The sequence below is a fragment of the Vibrio sp. SCSIO 43153 genome, assembly GCF_023716625.1.
Taxonomy (GTDB): Bacteria; Pseudomonadota; Gammaproteobacteria; order Enterobacterales; family Vibrionaceae; genus Vibrio; species Vibrio rotiferianus.
Window position 1 is genome coordinate 641769 of record NZ_CP071856.1, and the last position, 15358, is coordinate 657126.

At 45.3% G+C, this 15358-nt stretch carries 17 protein-coding genes; 5 read left to right on the forward strand and 12 right to left on the reverse strand.

Features of this window, described 5'->3' with window-relative positions; genetic code table 11:
- Positions 1-19: 19 nt before the first annotated feature.
- On the forward strand, positions 20-1159 hold the full coding sequence (gene lldD, locus J4N37_RS19025; protein ID WP_045391029.1) for an FMN-dependent L-lactate dehydrogenase LldD: 1140 nt from the start codon (positions 20-22) through the stop codon (positions 1157-1159).
- 61 nt (positions 1160-1220) lie between these two features.
- On the opposite strand, the gene J4N37_RS19030 is transcribed toward lldD, so the two are convergent.
- Together J4N37_RS19030 and J4N37_RS19035 are read right to left on the reverse strand one after the other, a co-directional pair.
- Positions 1221-2276, reverse strand: coding sequence for a glycosyltransferase family 9 protein (locus tag J4N37_RS19030; protein WP_252043116.1), 1056 nt, complete (start codon positions 2274-2276; stop codon positions 1221-1223).
- A gap of 92 nt (positions 2277-2368) precedes the next feature.
- On the reverse strand, positions 2369-2716 hold the full coding sequence (locus J4N37_RS19035; RefSeq protein WP_010450966.1) for a helix-turn-helix domain-containing protein: 348 nt from the start codon (positions 2714-2716) through the stop codon (positions 2369-2371).
- Between the two features lie 349 nt (positions 2717-3065).
- Between J4N37_RS19035 and J4N37_RS19040 the strand changes: the two genes are divergently transcribed.
- A complete protein-coding gene (locus tag J4N37_RS19040; RefSeq protein WP_071234165.1) occupies positions 3066-4169 on the forward strand; it encodes a mechanosensitive ion channel family protein in 1104 nt (367 codons plus the stop codon).
- Positions 4170-4233: 64 nt separating this feature from the next.
- On the opposite strand, the gene J4N37_RS19045 is transcribed toward J4N37_RS19040, so the two are convergent.
- The 9 genes from J4N37_RS19045 to J4N37_RS19085 form a co-directional block, all read right to left on the reverse strand.
- A complete protein-coding gene (locus tag J4N37_RS19045) occupies positions 4234-4953 on the reverse strand; it encodes a carbonic anhydrase (RefSeq protein ID WP_071234164.1) in 720 nt (239 codons plus the stop codon).
- A gap of 221 nt (positions 4954-5174) precedes the next feature.
- Entirely contained in the window at positions 5175-5447 is a 273-nt protein-coding gene (locus tag J4N37_RS19050; protein WP_038882899.1) for a hypothetical protein, read from the reverse strand.
- Positions 5448-5583: 136 nt separating this feature from the next.
- Positions 5584-6102, reverse strand: coding sequence for a type VI secretion system effector Hcp-2 (hcp-2, locus tag J4N37_RS19055; protein ID WP_010450959.1), 519 nt, complete (start codon positions 6100-6102; stop codon positions 5584-5586).
- A gap of 341 nt (positions 6103-6443) precedes the next feature.
- Positions 6444-7475 (reverse strand): L-threonine 3-dehydrogenase, encoded by a 1032-nt coding sequence (gene tdh, locus J4N37_RS19060; protein ID WP_171357514.1) that lies wholly within the window; start codon positions 7473-7475, stop codon positions 6444-6446.
- 140 nt (positions 7476-7615) lie between these two features.
- Positions 7616-8809 carry a glycine C-acetyltransferase gene (locus tag J4N37_RS19065; RefSeq protein ID WP_005432273.1) on the reverse strand — a complete coding sequence of 398 codons (1194 nt, stop codon included), beginning with the start codon at positions 8807-8809 and terminating at the stop codon, positions 7616-7618.
- 294 nt (positions 8810-9103) lie between these two features.
- Positions 9104-10483, reverse strand: a complete 1380-nt coding sequence (locus J4N37_RS19070; protein ID WP_252043117.1) for a sensor histidine kinase — start codon at positions 10481-10483, stop codon at positions 9104-9106.
- 40 nt (positions 10484-10523) lie between these two features.
- Positions 10524-11255 (reverse strand): response regulator transcription factor, encoded by a 732-nt coding sequence (locus J4N37_RS19075; RefSeq protein WP_252043118.1) that lies wholly within the window; start codon positions 11253-11255, stop codon positions 10524-10526.
- A gap of 145 nt (positions 11256-11400) precedes the next feature.
- The gene (locus J4N37_RS19080; protein ID WP_252043119.1) at positions 11401-12096 is read right to left on the reverse strand and encodes a spondin domain-containing protein; all 696 of its coding nucleotides are present in this window, start codon (positions 12094-12096) and stop codon (positions 11401-11403) included.
- Positions 12097-12105: 9 nt separating this feature from the next.
- Positions 12106-12789, reverse strand: coding sequence for a spondin domain-containing protein (locus J4N37_RS19085; protein ID WP_252043120.1), 684 nt, complete (start codon positions 12787-12789; stop codon positions 12106-12108).
- A 287-nt stretch (positions 12790-13076) separates the two neighbouring features.
- Here J4N37_RS19085 and J4N37_RS19090 point away from each other — a divergent pair, with 287 nt between their 5' ends.
- From J4N37_RS19090 to gloA2, 3 genes are all read left to right on the forward strand, one after another.
- On the forward strand, positions 13077-13550 hold the full coding sequence (locus J4N37_RS19090) for a hypothetical protein (protein ID WP_252043121.1): 474 nt from the start codon (positions 13077-13079) through the stop codon (positions 13548-13550).
- A 77-nt stretch (positions 13551-13627) separates the two neighbouring features.
- Positions 13628-14557 carry a LysR family transcriptional regulator gene (locus tag J4N37_RS19095; protein WP_252043122.1) on the forward strand — a complete coding sequence of 310 codons (930 nt, stop codon included), beginning with the start codon at positions 13628-13630 and terminating at the stop codon, positions 14555-14557.
- On the forward strand, positions 14550-14933 hold the full coding sequence (gene gloA2, locus J4N37_RS19100; protein WP_045390993.1) for an SMU1112c/YaeR family gloxylase I-like metalloprotein: 384 nt from the start codon (positions 14550-14552) through the stop codon (positions 14931-14933). Before J4N37_RS19095 ends, gloA2 begins: the two co-directional genes overlap by 8 nt.
- Here the strand turns inward: gloA2 and J4N37_RS19105 are convergent.
- Positions 14913-15278, reverse strand: a complete 366-nt coding sequence (locus J4N37_RS19105; protein ID WP_082038776.1) for a hypothetical protein — start codon at positions 15276-15278, stop codon at positions 14913-14915. The genes gloA2 and J4N37_RS19105 overlap by 21 nt on opposite strands.
- Positions 15279-15358: the final 80 nt, after the last annotated feature.

A 15358-nucleotide genomic window follows, 5' to 3' on the forward strand; every position in this document is an offset into this window, starting at 1 on the left:
ACAGCCAGGACACACTATTATGATTATCTCTGCTTCTACAGATTATCGCGCTGCTGCGAAAGCCAAATTGCCTCCATTCCTTTTCCATTACATTGATGGCGGCTCATACGATGAGCGCACACTAAAACGCAACACCGATGACTTAGGTGATGTTGCGCTGCGCCAACGTGTTCTGCGTGATATGAGCGACTTAAGCCTAGAAACAGAAATCTTCGGTGAGAAGTTGGCGATGCCAATCGCTCTAGCACCTGTTGGCTTAACAGGTATGTATGCACGCCGTGGCGAAGTACAAGCTGCGAAAGCTGCGGAAAAGAAAGGCATTCCTTTCACCATGTCGACCGTGTCTGTATGTCCAATTGAAGAAGTGGCACCTGCGATCGAACGCCCGATGTGGTTCCAGCTGTATGTTCTGAAAGACCGCGGCTTTATGAAGAACGTTCTTGAGCGCGCGAAAGCCGCTGGCGTAACAACGTTGGTCTTCACCGTTGATATGCCAGTCCCTGGCGCACGTTACCGTGACATGCACTCTGGTATGAGTGGTCCAAATGCGGCGATGCGCCGTGTATTCCAAGCCATGCGTCACCCAAGCTGGGCACTGGATGTAGGCGTGCTGGGTAAACCTCACGACTTAGGTAATATCTCAACTTACCGCGGCGAACCAACGAAACTGGAAGATTACATTGGCTGGCTCGGTGACAACTTTGATCCTTCAATCTCTTGGAAAGATCTAGAGTGGATTCGTGACTTTTGGGATGGGCCGATGGTCATCAAAGGTATTCTAGATGAAGAAGACGCAAAAGATGCGGTTCGCTTCGGCGCTGATGGTATTGTTGTATCGAACCACGGTGGTCGCCAGCTTGATGGTGTTCTATCGACGGCGAAGGCATTGCCTAGCATCGCCGATGCAGTAAAAGGTGATCTGAAGATTTTCGTCGACTCGGGTATCCGTACAGGTCTGGATGTGGTCCGTATGCTAGCGCTTGGTGCTGACTGCACGTTGCTTGGTCGCTCTTTTGTTTACGCTCTAGCAGCTCAAGGTGGTGCTGGCGTGGAAAACTTGCTCGACCTATATGACAAAGAGATGCGTGTAGCGATGACGCTCACCGGAGCGAAAACCATTTCAGACTTATCACGCGACTCCTTGGTGAAGATGCCATAAACTGACCTCTCACATCCAGAGTAACACCTCTTGTTACTCTGGATATTCCTATTGATTGCATTTAAGCCATTCTCGCTACTGGTTCAAATTGCACCTTACTCGGCTCAACGTGCAATTTAATCGGATAGCAATCACGTCCCATCAACCCAAATCGTTGTGGACATGTCTCGGTGTAAAAGCCGTAACAAGTCGCGCCTGCCGCATCAGCGAGATGAAGTGGGCCAGTATCGCAGCATAGAAATCCATCAAGATACCGCAGCGTTGCACCCAATACTCTTAAGCTCTTGCAATCAAGAATGTCAGTATCAGGAAACAACGGAGCCCTAACATCCGGACTCAACACCTCAACCCAATGAATGTCTTGATCATGTTGACGTTCAAACTCTCTCAATATGGCTTTCCATTCTTCATCAGTAAGCTGCTTCTTACCTCTTGCTCCCCGGAAAAACGCAAAACTGAGCTTGTTATCTTGTGATAGTCGATGAGCCTGTTTAATACCATCAACAAGCTCTTCGGTCGTAAACAGAATCTCGTGATCGAGTTGCTTCGGAAGCTCGTGTCCCAATCCTTGCAAAATGGACAATGGTTTATAAGCTCCATGATAAAAGTCAGACTGTGTAACGCATGAGTGCTCAAATACCGTTTCTGTTTTCTTGTTCTTAAATGACACCTTATTTTGAGACGGAATTAACGCAGAGACAAAAATATCACAAGCACCCGGCGAGGGAGCTAGCAATAAATCGTAGCTATTTTTCGTCAGTTCTTTAATCGATGCGGACGATTGACCGATCGTTTTAAGAGACAGGTGAGAGTAATAAATATGATTGATATTCAGGTTCTGAAAGACTTCACCTTGCCAGGGGAAAGAGAGGACAAGATCAACACGAGCCTTAGGGTAGAGACGAAGAACCTGATGGACGAACGGCAGTAAAAAATACATATTACCAATACGCCCATTATTGCGCACAATTACAATACGCTTCACCTTCTCATTGGGAAGAAGGTGCTCTACAAATTTAGAACGATTATTCAATCGCCGCGCAATTGCAGGCTCTAGTCGGTGAGTTAATCGTCTACGCTTTTTATCTAAGTTTCGGAAAAAAGTTTTCACAGCCATCAATCATTCAAATAAGAAATATGGCTGATAGGTATATCAACACCTCCGTGAATATTTTGTCTTTGACAAAATTTACACAGGTGCCTCTTTGATTAATTCAATCGATGTTCGTACTCGATCACTACCTGATTCCCTTCAATAAAGACATTTTTAATATCTCCATCTACAGAAATACGGTTTTGTAAGTAAACCGAACAAGAAGATGACACATCGCGATCGGTAAGAGATGGTATAACTTGAGCTGGACGCACATGAAGCTGTTCACATAGCTTATTCACAAACCCTAGCGTCAATGGAGCATTGCCTCGCAACAACGCAGAAAACTCATGTAAGTTTAAGCCAAGGCGCTTTGCCATCTCCATCTGAGTAAGGTGCATTTTTGCCTTTTGTGACATCCAAATGTCGTAGAGCGCATTTCTGTCTAGCTCCGTAAATTCCATGGTTTATCTCCGCATTTCAAAGTAACGGTAAAGTCTCATATTTAGCTGTGATAAATGTTAGCGATGAGTCAAAGAACCTACAATTGATGGTTCGAATGATAGCGCTTATCTTTCAATCTACGAGTTTAATCACACCCCGCAGCACCTAATACACATAAATTACATTTCACCATACGTTTCATTGTCTTGTATTTACATTTTAATCACTAACGTCCAAGTAAACATTATCTCAGTATTTGTGTGAATAGAGAGCTCGAATACGCAGCGTGCTAGCAACATCATTTCTCTAGGGCGAATTGATAATTTCTGCTACCTTTCCCCCATTGTTCTATAAAAAGAAACTTTACTCATGCCACAGTGGTTTACAGAACTTCAAACTTACGTCATGGCTAACCATCAAGACTGGAGTAGCAGCGTTTTATTTATCACCATTGCCAGCTTCTTTGCATGGATTGCTTGGCGCGTATTGCACTCGCGCCTCGCGATACTGGTCGAGAAAACCCCATTCCATTGGGACGATCTCTTATTAGAAGCCTTAAAAACGCCCGTCAGTACGCTAATTTGGTGCTGGCCAGCAACCGTATCAATAGGCATCGTTCTACAAAGTGAGCTAGGAAACGAGTTCAACTGGCTGAGCACGCTCAAACTCATCTTAGTGATCAGCATTCTAGTTTGGATCGTAATGCGTCTTATCACTAACGTGGAAGACTATGTGCTTGAGCAGAAAACTCGCGATGAAACTACAGTGCAAGCGATCGCTAAAGTCGCACGCCTATTTTTCATTGTGATTGGTGTCCTCACCGTCATGCAAGCGTTTGGATTAAGTCTTTCTGGCTTACTGACGTTTGGTGGTGTAGGTGGCTTGATAGTCGGTTTAGCAGCCAAGGATCTTCTATCAAACTTCTTTGGTGGCTTGATGATTTACTTCGATCGCCCATTTAAAGTAGGCGACTGGATCCGTTCTCCTGACCGCCAAATTGAAGGTACTGTTGAGCGTATTGGTTGGCGTATGACCAGCATTCGTACCTTTGATAAACGTCCTTTGTACGTACCTAATTCTGTATTTAGTAACATCGTAGTAGAAAACCCATCACGCATGCTTAATCGACGTATCTTTGAAACGATTGGCCTACGTTACGACGATGCAGACAAAGTTCCTGCGATCATTAATGACGTGCGTGAAATGCTGAAAAATCACAAAGATATCGACACACGCCAGACGTTGATCGTCAACTTTGACGCGTTTGGTGCGTCGTCACTGAACTTCTTTATCTATACCTTCACAAAAACGGTCAATTGGGTGCGCTATCACGAGGTGAAGCAAGACGTCCTTTTACAGGTAATGGCTATCATTAAGCAGCACGAAGCTGATATTGCTTTCCCTACGCAAACACTCAAGCTTGACCCAGTTCAAATGGCGAAAACCCAAGCGCAAGACGATTGTGGTTTCTAAGTTCAACATACCAAGCACAAAGCCCGCTTAATCGGCGGGCTTTTTGGGCGGGTCACTTCTACCATTATTGTTGCGCTAGGATCATTCGAGCGTTAAGCGGTTGGATTGGACGGTTGTTTTGCCCCATTGCTTTCGCAAACTCTTTCACCTGTTCTGGGGAGAGGGTTTGTGTTTCTTTAATCACCAACCAACGCACACCTTCAGAACACGGCGGTGTGGTTAGAGAGCCATTAAAGCGGTAGTAGTCTTTATCACTTGGGATAAGCGCGTCAGCATCCAATGGGACTTTGATGGCTACGTCTTGATCTTTAGTTGGAATATTAGCGAGTAGCTTAGCTAGATCTGGGTTCGCGTCACCCAACTTGAAGAACACCGCGACAACGGCCAGATGACCAACTTTATCAACATGCACAAAATGTGCTTCTAGTGGGTATTCTTTACCATCTACATGGTTTTCAGATGGTGTATGGAAGTGGAACTGTTTTAACGTAAACTCTTTGCCACTAATGGTGAGTGTATTTTTGCCCTCTAGACTGGTCTGTAAAGTGTGACCGTTATTCAGCAGTGAAATCGCCTTACCTTCGTAATCGAAATCCAGTTTCTCTAGCTTGGCTTCAGTCGCTGATTCAATATTGATTGGACTTTGGTTTTGGCCTTTTGCACATTCAGAAGCGAACTCACCCCAATTTTCCGGGCCGTGCTCACCCTCATAGCCCCAGTTTGCTGCATTTGCAGTACTCGCCATAACCAAAGCTAAACCTAACGTTGTTAGTGTTGTTTTCATCGTATTTCCTTATTTTTCGACGCTGCTCTTTTGTACAGCTGAATGCATACTAATCTCTACTCAGATTAGGAAAACAGATGAAAACTATGATTGCGAGCTAAGTTTGGAACCCGTCGCTCTAGTCGCGAAATTGAGATGATAGTCAACATTGAATTGTGTCCACCAATAGTGCATAAAAAAGCCGAGCTATTATACTCGGCTCTATCGAACTAGATAACTAGTTAGGCTTCAGCTTCAACTTCTTTCTGAGCGTTGTTCGCTTTGATGACTTTAACCAACCAAAGCAACATCAGCACAGAAGCAGCACCACCAATAACCAACGAACCAGTGGTCCCCAAAGTTTCAGCTATTTTGTAGACAAGTGTCCAGAAACCCGCTCGACGACCTTCAAATTCAGTATGTATTCCTTGCGCAGCTTCAGCAGCAGCGTTGTACATGATGAAAGTTAAAACAGGCATTACTACAGTGCCCACTAGTGGGTATTTAATATTCACGATTATTTTTCCCTAAAATTACATAAAATCTTTATAAACAAGATAAGTACTCACAAAGAGGCTTACGAAAGAACAAACGAACCAATTCACTCAGCTCATGACCTCTAAGTTACGATCTATAAGTCCAAAAACAGCTCTACGCTTCGATAGGTTTACGCCAATCATCAGAGCCCGATGTTCCTGCGTTTACGTGATCCCATGTAATCTTGCGGTAAGATAAAGAAACCGTTACGTTTTGAGTGAAGTCTGCTTTTGCAGGATCTTGACAGTGTGGCATCTCACAATGGATGTCCACGATAGAGGCATTTTCAAGTTTCGTCGTAAAGAAGTTCTCTTGCTTACCTTCAATAGAGGTACGGTACCACTTAAGCTCCACAGTGGTCATTTTTTCACCTGAAGCTAATGCGTTGTACAGCAGTGGAACCGCTTTGTTTAGAGCTACTGTAAATTTGAATGGTTTGTGGACGCGCTGACCTGAAGGTTGACCTGACTGAGGGTCTGTCGGAACCGTCACATTATGATCAAACTGCTGGACTAGCATCTCATCCTCATGACCTTCCACAAATGAATCACCGATAGAATCCGCAGTACAAGCACCTGCAGTGATAAGTCCCTGAGTTTGACCTTCAATAGAGATATAACATGGAGTTGGCATCGCTTAATCCTTATAAAATAAAAATAATCACGTTTGGTGATGACTCCTACCTTATAGACAAGGTTTGCACCAACTTCTAAAACCCGAAATATCAGAAGCTTATAGTGACAATAATAATACCTTGTGCATAATTTTGTTTTTCATAAGCAATTTATTGCTCGACTAGGCAAATTCCTGCAAACCCCGCCGATAAATTTTCTTCAGTGAGAAAGGGGGTCTCTCTTGAATAAATCTCTTCGTGAGTTTTCTAGTACTTAAATAAACAAAAACGCCTCAAGGATCACTTGAAGCGTTTTTATTAATTCGAATTTGAAAGCGTTTCACATTGCTTTATCGCGACCTTACTCCCAATCAAGAATAACCTTACCTGACATACCGCTGCGCATTACGTCGAAGCCTTCTTGGAAGTCATCAATCTTGTAGTGGTGCGTGATGATTGGCGATAGGTCCAGACCAGATTGGATCAATGAAGCCATCTTGTACCAAGTTTCGAACATTTCGCGACCGTAGATACCTTTGATCACCAAGCCTTTGAAGATAACTTGGTTCCAGTCGATACCCATGTCTGATGGTGGAATACCTAGTAGTGCAATACGACCACCGTGGTTCATTGTGGTTAGCATTGAGTTGAATGCCGCTGGGTTACCAGACATTTCTAGACCAACGTCAAAGCCTTCTGTCATACCTAGCTCAGCCATTACGTCTTCTAGCTTCTCTTCAGCAACGTTTACTGCGCGTGTTACACCCATCTTACGAGCAAGTTCTAGACGGTATTCGTTCACGTCTGTGATCACTACGTGACGAGCACCAACGTGTTTCGCTACTGCAGCAGCCATGATACCGATTGGGCCTGCACCTGTGATAAGCACATCTTCGCCTACTAGGTCGAAAGAAAGCGCGGTGTGTACTGCGTTACCAAACGGGTCAAAGATAGACGCTAGATCGTCAGAGATACCTTCAGGGATCTTGAACGCGTTGAACGCTGGGATCACTAGGTATTCAGCGAATGCACCTTCGCGGTTAACGCCCACACCAATCGTGTTACGACATAGGTGAGTACGGCCGCCACGACAGTTACGACAGTGACCACAAGTGATGTGACCTTCGCCAGATACGCGGTCACCGATTTCAAAGCCACGAACTTCCTGACCAATCGCAACCACTTCACCCACGTATTCGTGACCGACAACCATAGGTACTGGAATTGTCTTTTGTGACCATTCATCCCAGTTGTAGATGTGTACGTCTGTACCACAGATAGCGGTTTTCTTAATTTTGATCAGAATGTCGTTATGACCCACTTCTGGTTTCTCAACCTGAGTCATCCAGATGCCTTGTTCAGGCTTTAGCTTTGATAATGCTTTAATTTTCATAGTATTCACCAAATATTGCCCCGCTCTATGCGTGACAAAAAATTCTTTCATCTACTCTGTTTAAAGAAGAAATAAAGGCTTTACCCATGAGCCGACTCAGAAGAGTTGGGAAAGCCTTTGTTATCTTTTAGTCTCTTAACTTAGATGATGCCCATGTCTTTACCAACTTGGATAAACGCGTCGATTGCGCGGTCTAGTTGCTCACGAGAGTGCGCCGCAGACATTTGAGTACGGATACGCGCTTGGCCTTTTGGTACAACAGGGAATGAGAAGCCAATTACGTAGATGCCTTTCTCTAGAGCGCGCTCTGCGAATTCTGCTGCTACTTTTGCGTCACCAAGCATGATTGGAATGATTGCGTGGTCAGCACCACCCATTGTGAAACCAGCGTCTTCCATACGAGTACGGAAGTGTGCTGCGTTTTCCCATAAACGGTCACGTAGGTCACCGCTCTCTTCTAGTAGGTCTAGAACGCGGATAGAAGCGCTTACGATTGCTGGTGCAACAGAGTTAGAGAATAGGTATGGACGAGAACGCTGACGTAGCCAGTCAATCACTTCCGCTTTACCAGACGTGTAACCGCCTGAAGCGCCGCCCATTGCTTTACCTAGCGTACCAGTGATGATGTCGATACGGTCAACCACGTTGTGGTGCTCGTGCGTACCTGCACCTGTTTTACCCATGAAGCCAACAGCATGAGAGTCATCAACCATAGTCAGTGCGCCGTACTTCTCTGCTAGGTCACAGATAGCCGGTAGGTTTGCTACAACACCGTCCATTGAGAACACGCCGTCCGTTACGATAAGAATGTGGCGAGCACCTGCTTCTTTCGCAGCGATCAGTTGTTGCTCTAGCTCTTCCATGTTGTTGTTTGAGTAACGGAAACGCATCGCTTTACATAGACGAACACCATCGATGATCGACGCGTGGTTTAGTGCGTCAGAGATGATTGCGTCTTCTTTGCCTAGAATCGTTTCAAATAGGCCCGCGTTTGCATCGAAACATGATGTGTAAAGAATCGTGTCTTCTTTGCCTAGGAACTTAGAAAGCTTCTGCTCAAGCTCTTTATGGATGTCTTGAGTACCACAGATGAAACGTACTGAAGCCATACCAAAACCGTGCTCATCCATGCCTGCTTTACCCGCTTCAATAAGCGCAGGGTGGTTAGCAAGACCAAGATAGTTGTTCGCACAGAAGTTTAGTACTTCTTCACCAGTAGAGATTTTAACAGCCGCTTGCTGTTGAGACGTAATGATACGCTCTGCTTTGTAAAGACCTTCCGCCTTCACTTCTTCAATTTGCTGTTCAATCTGTTGGTAAAATGCAGAAGACATGCGCAATTCCTTCCTATTTATTTTTGTCGAGTTTTTACTCGATCAGAATTAGGTTGAGCCTTTATGTGACGCGGGTCACAGGCGATTACTTCTCAATTAAGTGTAGTGTAATTCAAGGAAGGAAAAACGATTATCCCTCAAGGTGGAAAAGCATTAATGAATCTCAGGCATGAATCTTTCGTGAACTTAGTTACCTAATGTAATCATGATGTTAGATACAATACTCTCCTTGTCATATGAGAAAAGCTCTGTTGAACTCAAAAATATAGAGCTAAAAGCTTGAGCCTTCTCACATCAATTGGATATTGCTCGAAGGGCGAATTTTTGTTGGTACTGAGATGGTGTGCTGCTGGTCTCTAGATAACTGTGATGCAGCATGAGTATCGACTGTACAATCTTCGTCCCTATCCCCAAAGAACCGCCCTGCGCTTCTTTCTCGATATGATTGACGAAGGTGAAGTGGATACGCGATTTATCCTCACTCAGATGCGCTTGGCAATAGACTTCATAACCTATTGGACTGTGACGCAGCGCATTTTCAAGCAAGTTAAACACCAACCGCTCTAAAAGACCTTTATCACCCACGGTTTGAATGTCGCTATCGACGTTTATTTTCAGCAGCACTTCTTTGCGAGCAAACTGGCTTTGCATCGTCTCGGCGCACTCTGCCATCAAGGCTCCAAGATCCACTGGTCGATATTCGTAATTCGGTATGGGCGCTTCTTTTCGAGCGACGTCCAACAAAGAGTGCAATTGTGTAGACAGCTTCTCACAATTTCGGAAAGCGACGTCAATCAAAGGATCAGAATCGGGGTGCTGCAGACGCCACGTTTCCAAATAACCAAGTACGCTCGATAATGGCGTTTTTAAATCATGACTAAGCTGCAATAAGCTTTGACGACGATGAGAAGATTGATACTCCAACTGCAAAAACTGTTGCTGGATATGCTTCGCCATCATCTGATAGGAATTGGCTATCGGTACTAATTCTGGAACTTGGCGGGTAAAATCGGGTTGCAGACGAAAATCATGTTCTGCTTGCTGTTGAAGCTGATTAGTCACACGCTCAATCGGGTTCAATAAACTGCGTTTCACCAGCACATAGGCCCCTAATGCAAAGCCTAAAATAGACACTAAAACTAACCCAGCGAGCGCAATATAAGGTGTGTCTACTTGGGCGTTGGCAATCGCATCATGTCTGGTACTGCCAATCACTACATAGAGATAACCCACGGTTGAGCCGAGTTCCTCAATCGCTGCTACGGAAAACACTTTGTGCTCGCCACGATTACGAGGATCTTCGCCTAAGATTGGGAATGGCTCGTCATTCAAGAATCGTTTAATTGGGTCAAGCTCCACCTTACCCATGATCTCTGCACCTTCTGGTGCTGCATGGGTAGTGATGTTGCCTTGGCTATCAAGAAAGTAGATTTCAAAATCCGGACCAATCAACATAAGGGTATGAAAGATCGACTTAAGCGCTTTCGGGTTGTAATCCGTCCCTATCATTAACGGATTGTCATCACGCATGTGGCTTGCCAGCTCTTTGTGCAGACTCTGCTTAGTACGTAACTCGATATTTTCTTTCTGCCAGTTGTACGTCAGCGCAATTACGATCGCAGCTAAGCAAAACCATAGACTTGTGAACACCACTAAGCGAGATTTGAAGCTCATCCTATCGCCTCCTTAAACAGTCATTACTTGGGTAATAAAACTACTGTCGTGGTTGAAACTTGTACCCAACGCCCCATACCGTCTGGATAAAATGATGATCAGTCTCAGGTAAAGACAACTTACTGCGTAAACGATTGATGGTGCTGCACACCGTATGGTGATAACCAGAATGACTGGTATTCCACACATGGTCGAGCAATTCATCTTTACTGTAGACTCTACCCGGGCGCGTCGCGAGAAACTGCAGTAGGGTAAACTCTGTCGCGGTAAGAGTGACGTCCTTGTCATTTAGGGATACCTGATGCAATTTTGGAATAATTCTTAACGGACCAAAATCCATGCTGTCTTCAAGTTCGCTTCTTTCAACTTGTACTTCAACGGTTTGACTTACCCGTCGCAATACATTGCGTACTCGAGCTTGAAATTCCAATACGCTAAACGGCTTGGTAATGTAGTCATCCACACCCGCCTCCAAGCCATCCACTTTATCCATCTCACCATCTCTGGCGGTCAGCATGAGCACAGGGCTCCAATCTTGTTGCTGACGTAAATAATGGCAGATATCTAAGCCGTCACCGTCTGGCAAACCTCGGTCAAGAATGAGTAAATCAAAAGAGTTTTGTTGGTATTGCGCTTTAGCTTCGGCGACATTCGTTACCCGCAACACTTGGTGTCCTTGAAACTTGAGATGCATTTGAACCAGTTCTGCCAAATCATCATCGTCTTCTACCAGCAAGATGTTCGCGACTAAATTGATTGCCTGCTGTTCCATGGTCCTTTCCCTGCGTCTGAGAATCCTCACTTTGCACATGACCGGAACAAATCAAAATTTCTTTCAAAAAGGTTCCGATGACGCCATGAGGGTTAAAGCGCTCGGCTACAAACGCTTTGGAAAGGAGACGTCATCGGAGCCTGTATTACTCGACTCGGGTGATAGTGAGTTTCGCTCCAGGATTCAGGAAGCGATGGTTCGCAGAAAGCGCAGAATTGGCTAACCCATCATCTTTACTTACCACTCCAGCGTGAAACGCCACTACGTCATTTGTGTCGTTACGAGCGGCATTAAAGCCTTCCCCACCGCCTGCAGGTCCCGGAATGGTGGCCGCAAGTTCATCATTCAATTCCGTGCCGGAATCCCAAACGTTCATGCTCATTTCGTAGCTTTCTCCCACCGCCAATGATTTAAGCGATAGACCCGTTTCCCCAACAAACGCATCGTTGGTGTTCACAAACATGGAAGCGACTGAAACGTAGCCCGCTTTGTGTGGGTCAACTGTAAAGGTTACGGAATCACTTGAACCAGGAAGCACTAAACCATTACCTGACAACGTTTGGTAGACATAGTCATTGGAATCCTTTAGCGCTAACAGCTCGGCATTGCTGCCCCCTTCTGCAAGATGCTCAAGTTCAACAGAAGCGCTTTTGCCAATTTCAAACAGTTTGTATTTGTCATTGTGAGCCAAAATCACAAGTGGCGACATTGGTTGATTCGCGGTCAAGTTTGCAACGTTAATCGTGTAACGGTATGACTTCACCACATCGTTATCATCATCGCTTGGACAACCGGCGAGTAAGCCGACTGAAGCTGCTACGAGTAAGATTCTGTATTTCATACATCCCCCTTACTTCACAACAATTGTGATGGTTGCAACTGGGTTCAACCAACGATGGCTGCTGCTGTCTAGGTCACTGATGCCGCCAGTTGGATCGCTATCACCAAGGTTACCCGGATGCACGTGCACTTTGTCATTAGTCACTGCAGCTTCAACGCCTGTGCCGCCAGTACCAAAGGTAATGAAAGGTGGGTTAGGCATGCTAGCTTTTAGTTCATCATTAGCTTCTGTACCTGCATCATAACTTCTTAGCGTTGCTCGGTATGTGCCAGCTTCCGTTGGGATTTTCCAGCTATCTAGCCCCACGAAACCATCATTGGTTGGCAGAAGCATCGCACTAAGAGACAAGTATCCATGATTACCACTGTTCATCGTAAAGGTGGTTGCGACACCCGGATTCAAAATACCACCAGCAGGATTCTCAACCACCGCACCACCAGCGTTACCAATCACACTAGCAAGACCAGAGATATCACCGCCTTCTGCCATTGCTTCTAGTTCTGGCGTTGCTGCTTGACCCGTTCTGAACATTTGAAGATCAGAACCATGTGCGGCAACAATAAGAGGCGTAAAGTAGATGCCTTTGGTTGCGTTTGTCACGGTGATTTCCAATTCCGCTGCATTCACTGATGCAGAGCCTAGTGCCATAGCGACTGAAGTCATGACGAGTCCGAGTTGGGTACGTTTTTTCATTGTGATTCCATCCTTTAATGAGGGTTGAACTACTCAAGTCCATGTTTACGGCTTTACTTCTTTGTTTGTAACTTGAGTAGGTTAAGCATTACGTTTCGAACGTTTTGCGTTCTTGCCTCTAAGAATGACGAGCAAATCTATCAGCAACTTCATCGAATTCTCATAAAATTCTCACAAGTTCTGTTCGTTTTTTCAGCAGCGTTTTTTTTGCTCTTAATCAGCTATTTACACTTCGTGCGCTCCCCTCCTACAATGCGGTATTCCCTGTTTAAATCACGATTCTCAGCATGATTCATAACGTACTGGCTGCTTACTATGGCGAAATCTACGGCATCGCTTTTTTCAACCACTACTTGAGCCATTACACCCAAAGTGAACAACAAACGCTGTGGCAAACCTTGATTAAAGTGGAAGAGCTCACCGCAGAAAAGCTCAAACCTGTACAGCTGACAAATGGCATGGATATCGAAAGTCGACACCAAGAGATGTTGGATAAAGGCTTGGCAGATGCAACCAAGTGGATTGGTTTACCATGGCAAGAGTTGGTGGCGACTCTTCTGAAATGGGTGGAGCCTTATGAGATCAAGTATCGAGAGTGGCATGAAGAAGTGAAAGCTTCACAGCAGTATTCAACCGCTGAGCGAGAAGCTATAGTGTTGATTGCAGACCACGAAACGGCCATTTATCACTGTTGGCAGCAATACCATACTGGTGAATCTGGCTTGCCTGCACTCAAAGCATTTTTGGAAAAATATCGTTAAAGCGAGATGGTGACACTTGAACCTCGTGAAACCGTACCAGACAATATCGTTATTCCGCTGCGCAGAACTGAACAATTATGGTTAATCCAAAACTCATTGCCCTACTTCCTGATCTTGCTTCGTTTATCTTAGTGGTAAACGAAGGCAGTTTTACCGCTGCAGCCAAACAACTCGGCGTGACGCCATCGGCTTTAAGTAAGTTGATCACACGATTAGAGCAAGCCCTCTCGGTGAAACTGTTTGAGCGCACGACTCGTAAGTTGATCATCACTCAAGCTGGGCAAAAGGTTTACGACCAAAGCATCGCAATGGTGAATGCCGCGCAGCAAGCCGTTGAGCTATCTGCGGAAGATCATGCCGAACCCACGGGGGCACTCACAGTGGCTGCGCCCGAAGCGTTTCTTAATTCGGTGCTTCAACCGTTTGTGTTGCCATTCCTAAAACGTTATCCAAATATACAGCTTAAGCTGCGTGCAGCAGACGGTGAGATCGATCTGTTCCGCCAAGGTATTGATGTCGCCTTTAAGCTCACCGACAAACCCGATGAGAATCTGGTCCTCAAAGAGATCAGCAAGACCAACCTTGTTTTGTGTGCCTCTCCAGATTACCTAGCCAAACACGGTATGCCTGAGCACCCAACCGAGCTTGAGCAGCACGACTGTATTTACCTTGCCGAGAACGACAAAGACAACATCTGGTCGTTCTTTAAAGAGGAAGCGTTCCACTCAATTGCAGTAAGTGGACGCTACGCCGTCAACCATTCTCAAATGCGCTTGAACGGGGTTAAGTCTGGCTTGGGAATTGGGATCTTCCATGACTTCGTAATCAAAGACGCGTTAGAGCAAGGGGAAGTGGTGGAAGTATTGCCGGATTGGATGATCAAGAGTAACTACCACGGCGCTATCGCGATGCAGTATGCACAAACCAAATACATGCCTGCTCGTCTGCGCGTGTTTATTGACTTCGTTAAGGAGCATTTAGTCTCCGATGAGGCTAACCATGTTTAATGCCATTCATCACGTCGCGATCATTTGCAGCGATTACCCAAGGTCAAAACGCTTTTACACTGAAGTGTTGGGATTAAAAGTCATTGCTGAAAACTATCGTGAAGCCAGAGACTCGTACAAGCTTGACCTCGCTTTACCTGACGGCAGCCAAGTTGAACTGTTTAGCTTTCCGGGCGCACCGAATAGACCAAGCTTTCCCGAAGCACAAGGGTTGAGACATCTCGCGTTTTTGGTTGATGATGTTGATCAAGTAAAAGCCTACCTCGAATCGAATGACGTTGAAGTTGAGCCGATTCGCATTGACGAGTTCACAGGCAAAGCATTTACCTTCTTCCAAGATCCAGATGGATTACCTTTAGAGGTTTATCAGAACTAACTTCGGTGGCGCACGTGGAACTGGCATTTCAAATCGCACACTTAGAGCCAAATAAGCGTAGCTGTCGGAAATAACCGAGCTCAGTCGTGAAAGTATCAGTGCAGTTGGAAGTGTATCGTGATGAAAAGTCGAGAAATGGCTAAAAGGACAAGGCTTGCCTTTGTGGCTGACAGAGTTGTCGCCCTTTTCTATCTGAACCAATTCCAAACCGTTAAGTGTACATAGCGTCGCCCACACGCCCATGCTGTTACCATGAGCATTGATAACAGGCATCAGCGTTACGAGTACCCAACTTAAGGCACTAGTAACTAGCATTGAGCGATAAAAAGGAATTAATCTACGCATAACGGTGACTTAACAAATTTCACACAGCGTAACCAATTCTGATTGTTAGCTCAAAAAGAGGATCAATAAGTGAACGCTAC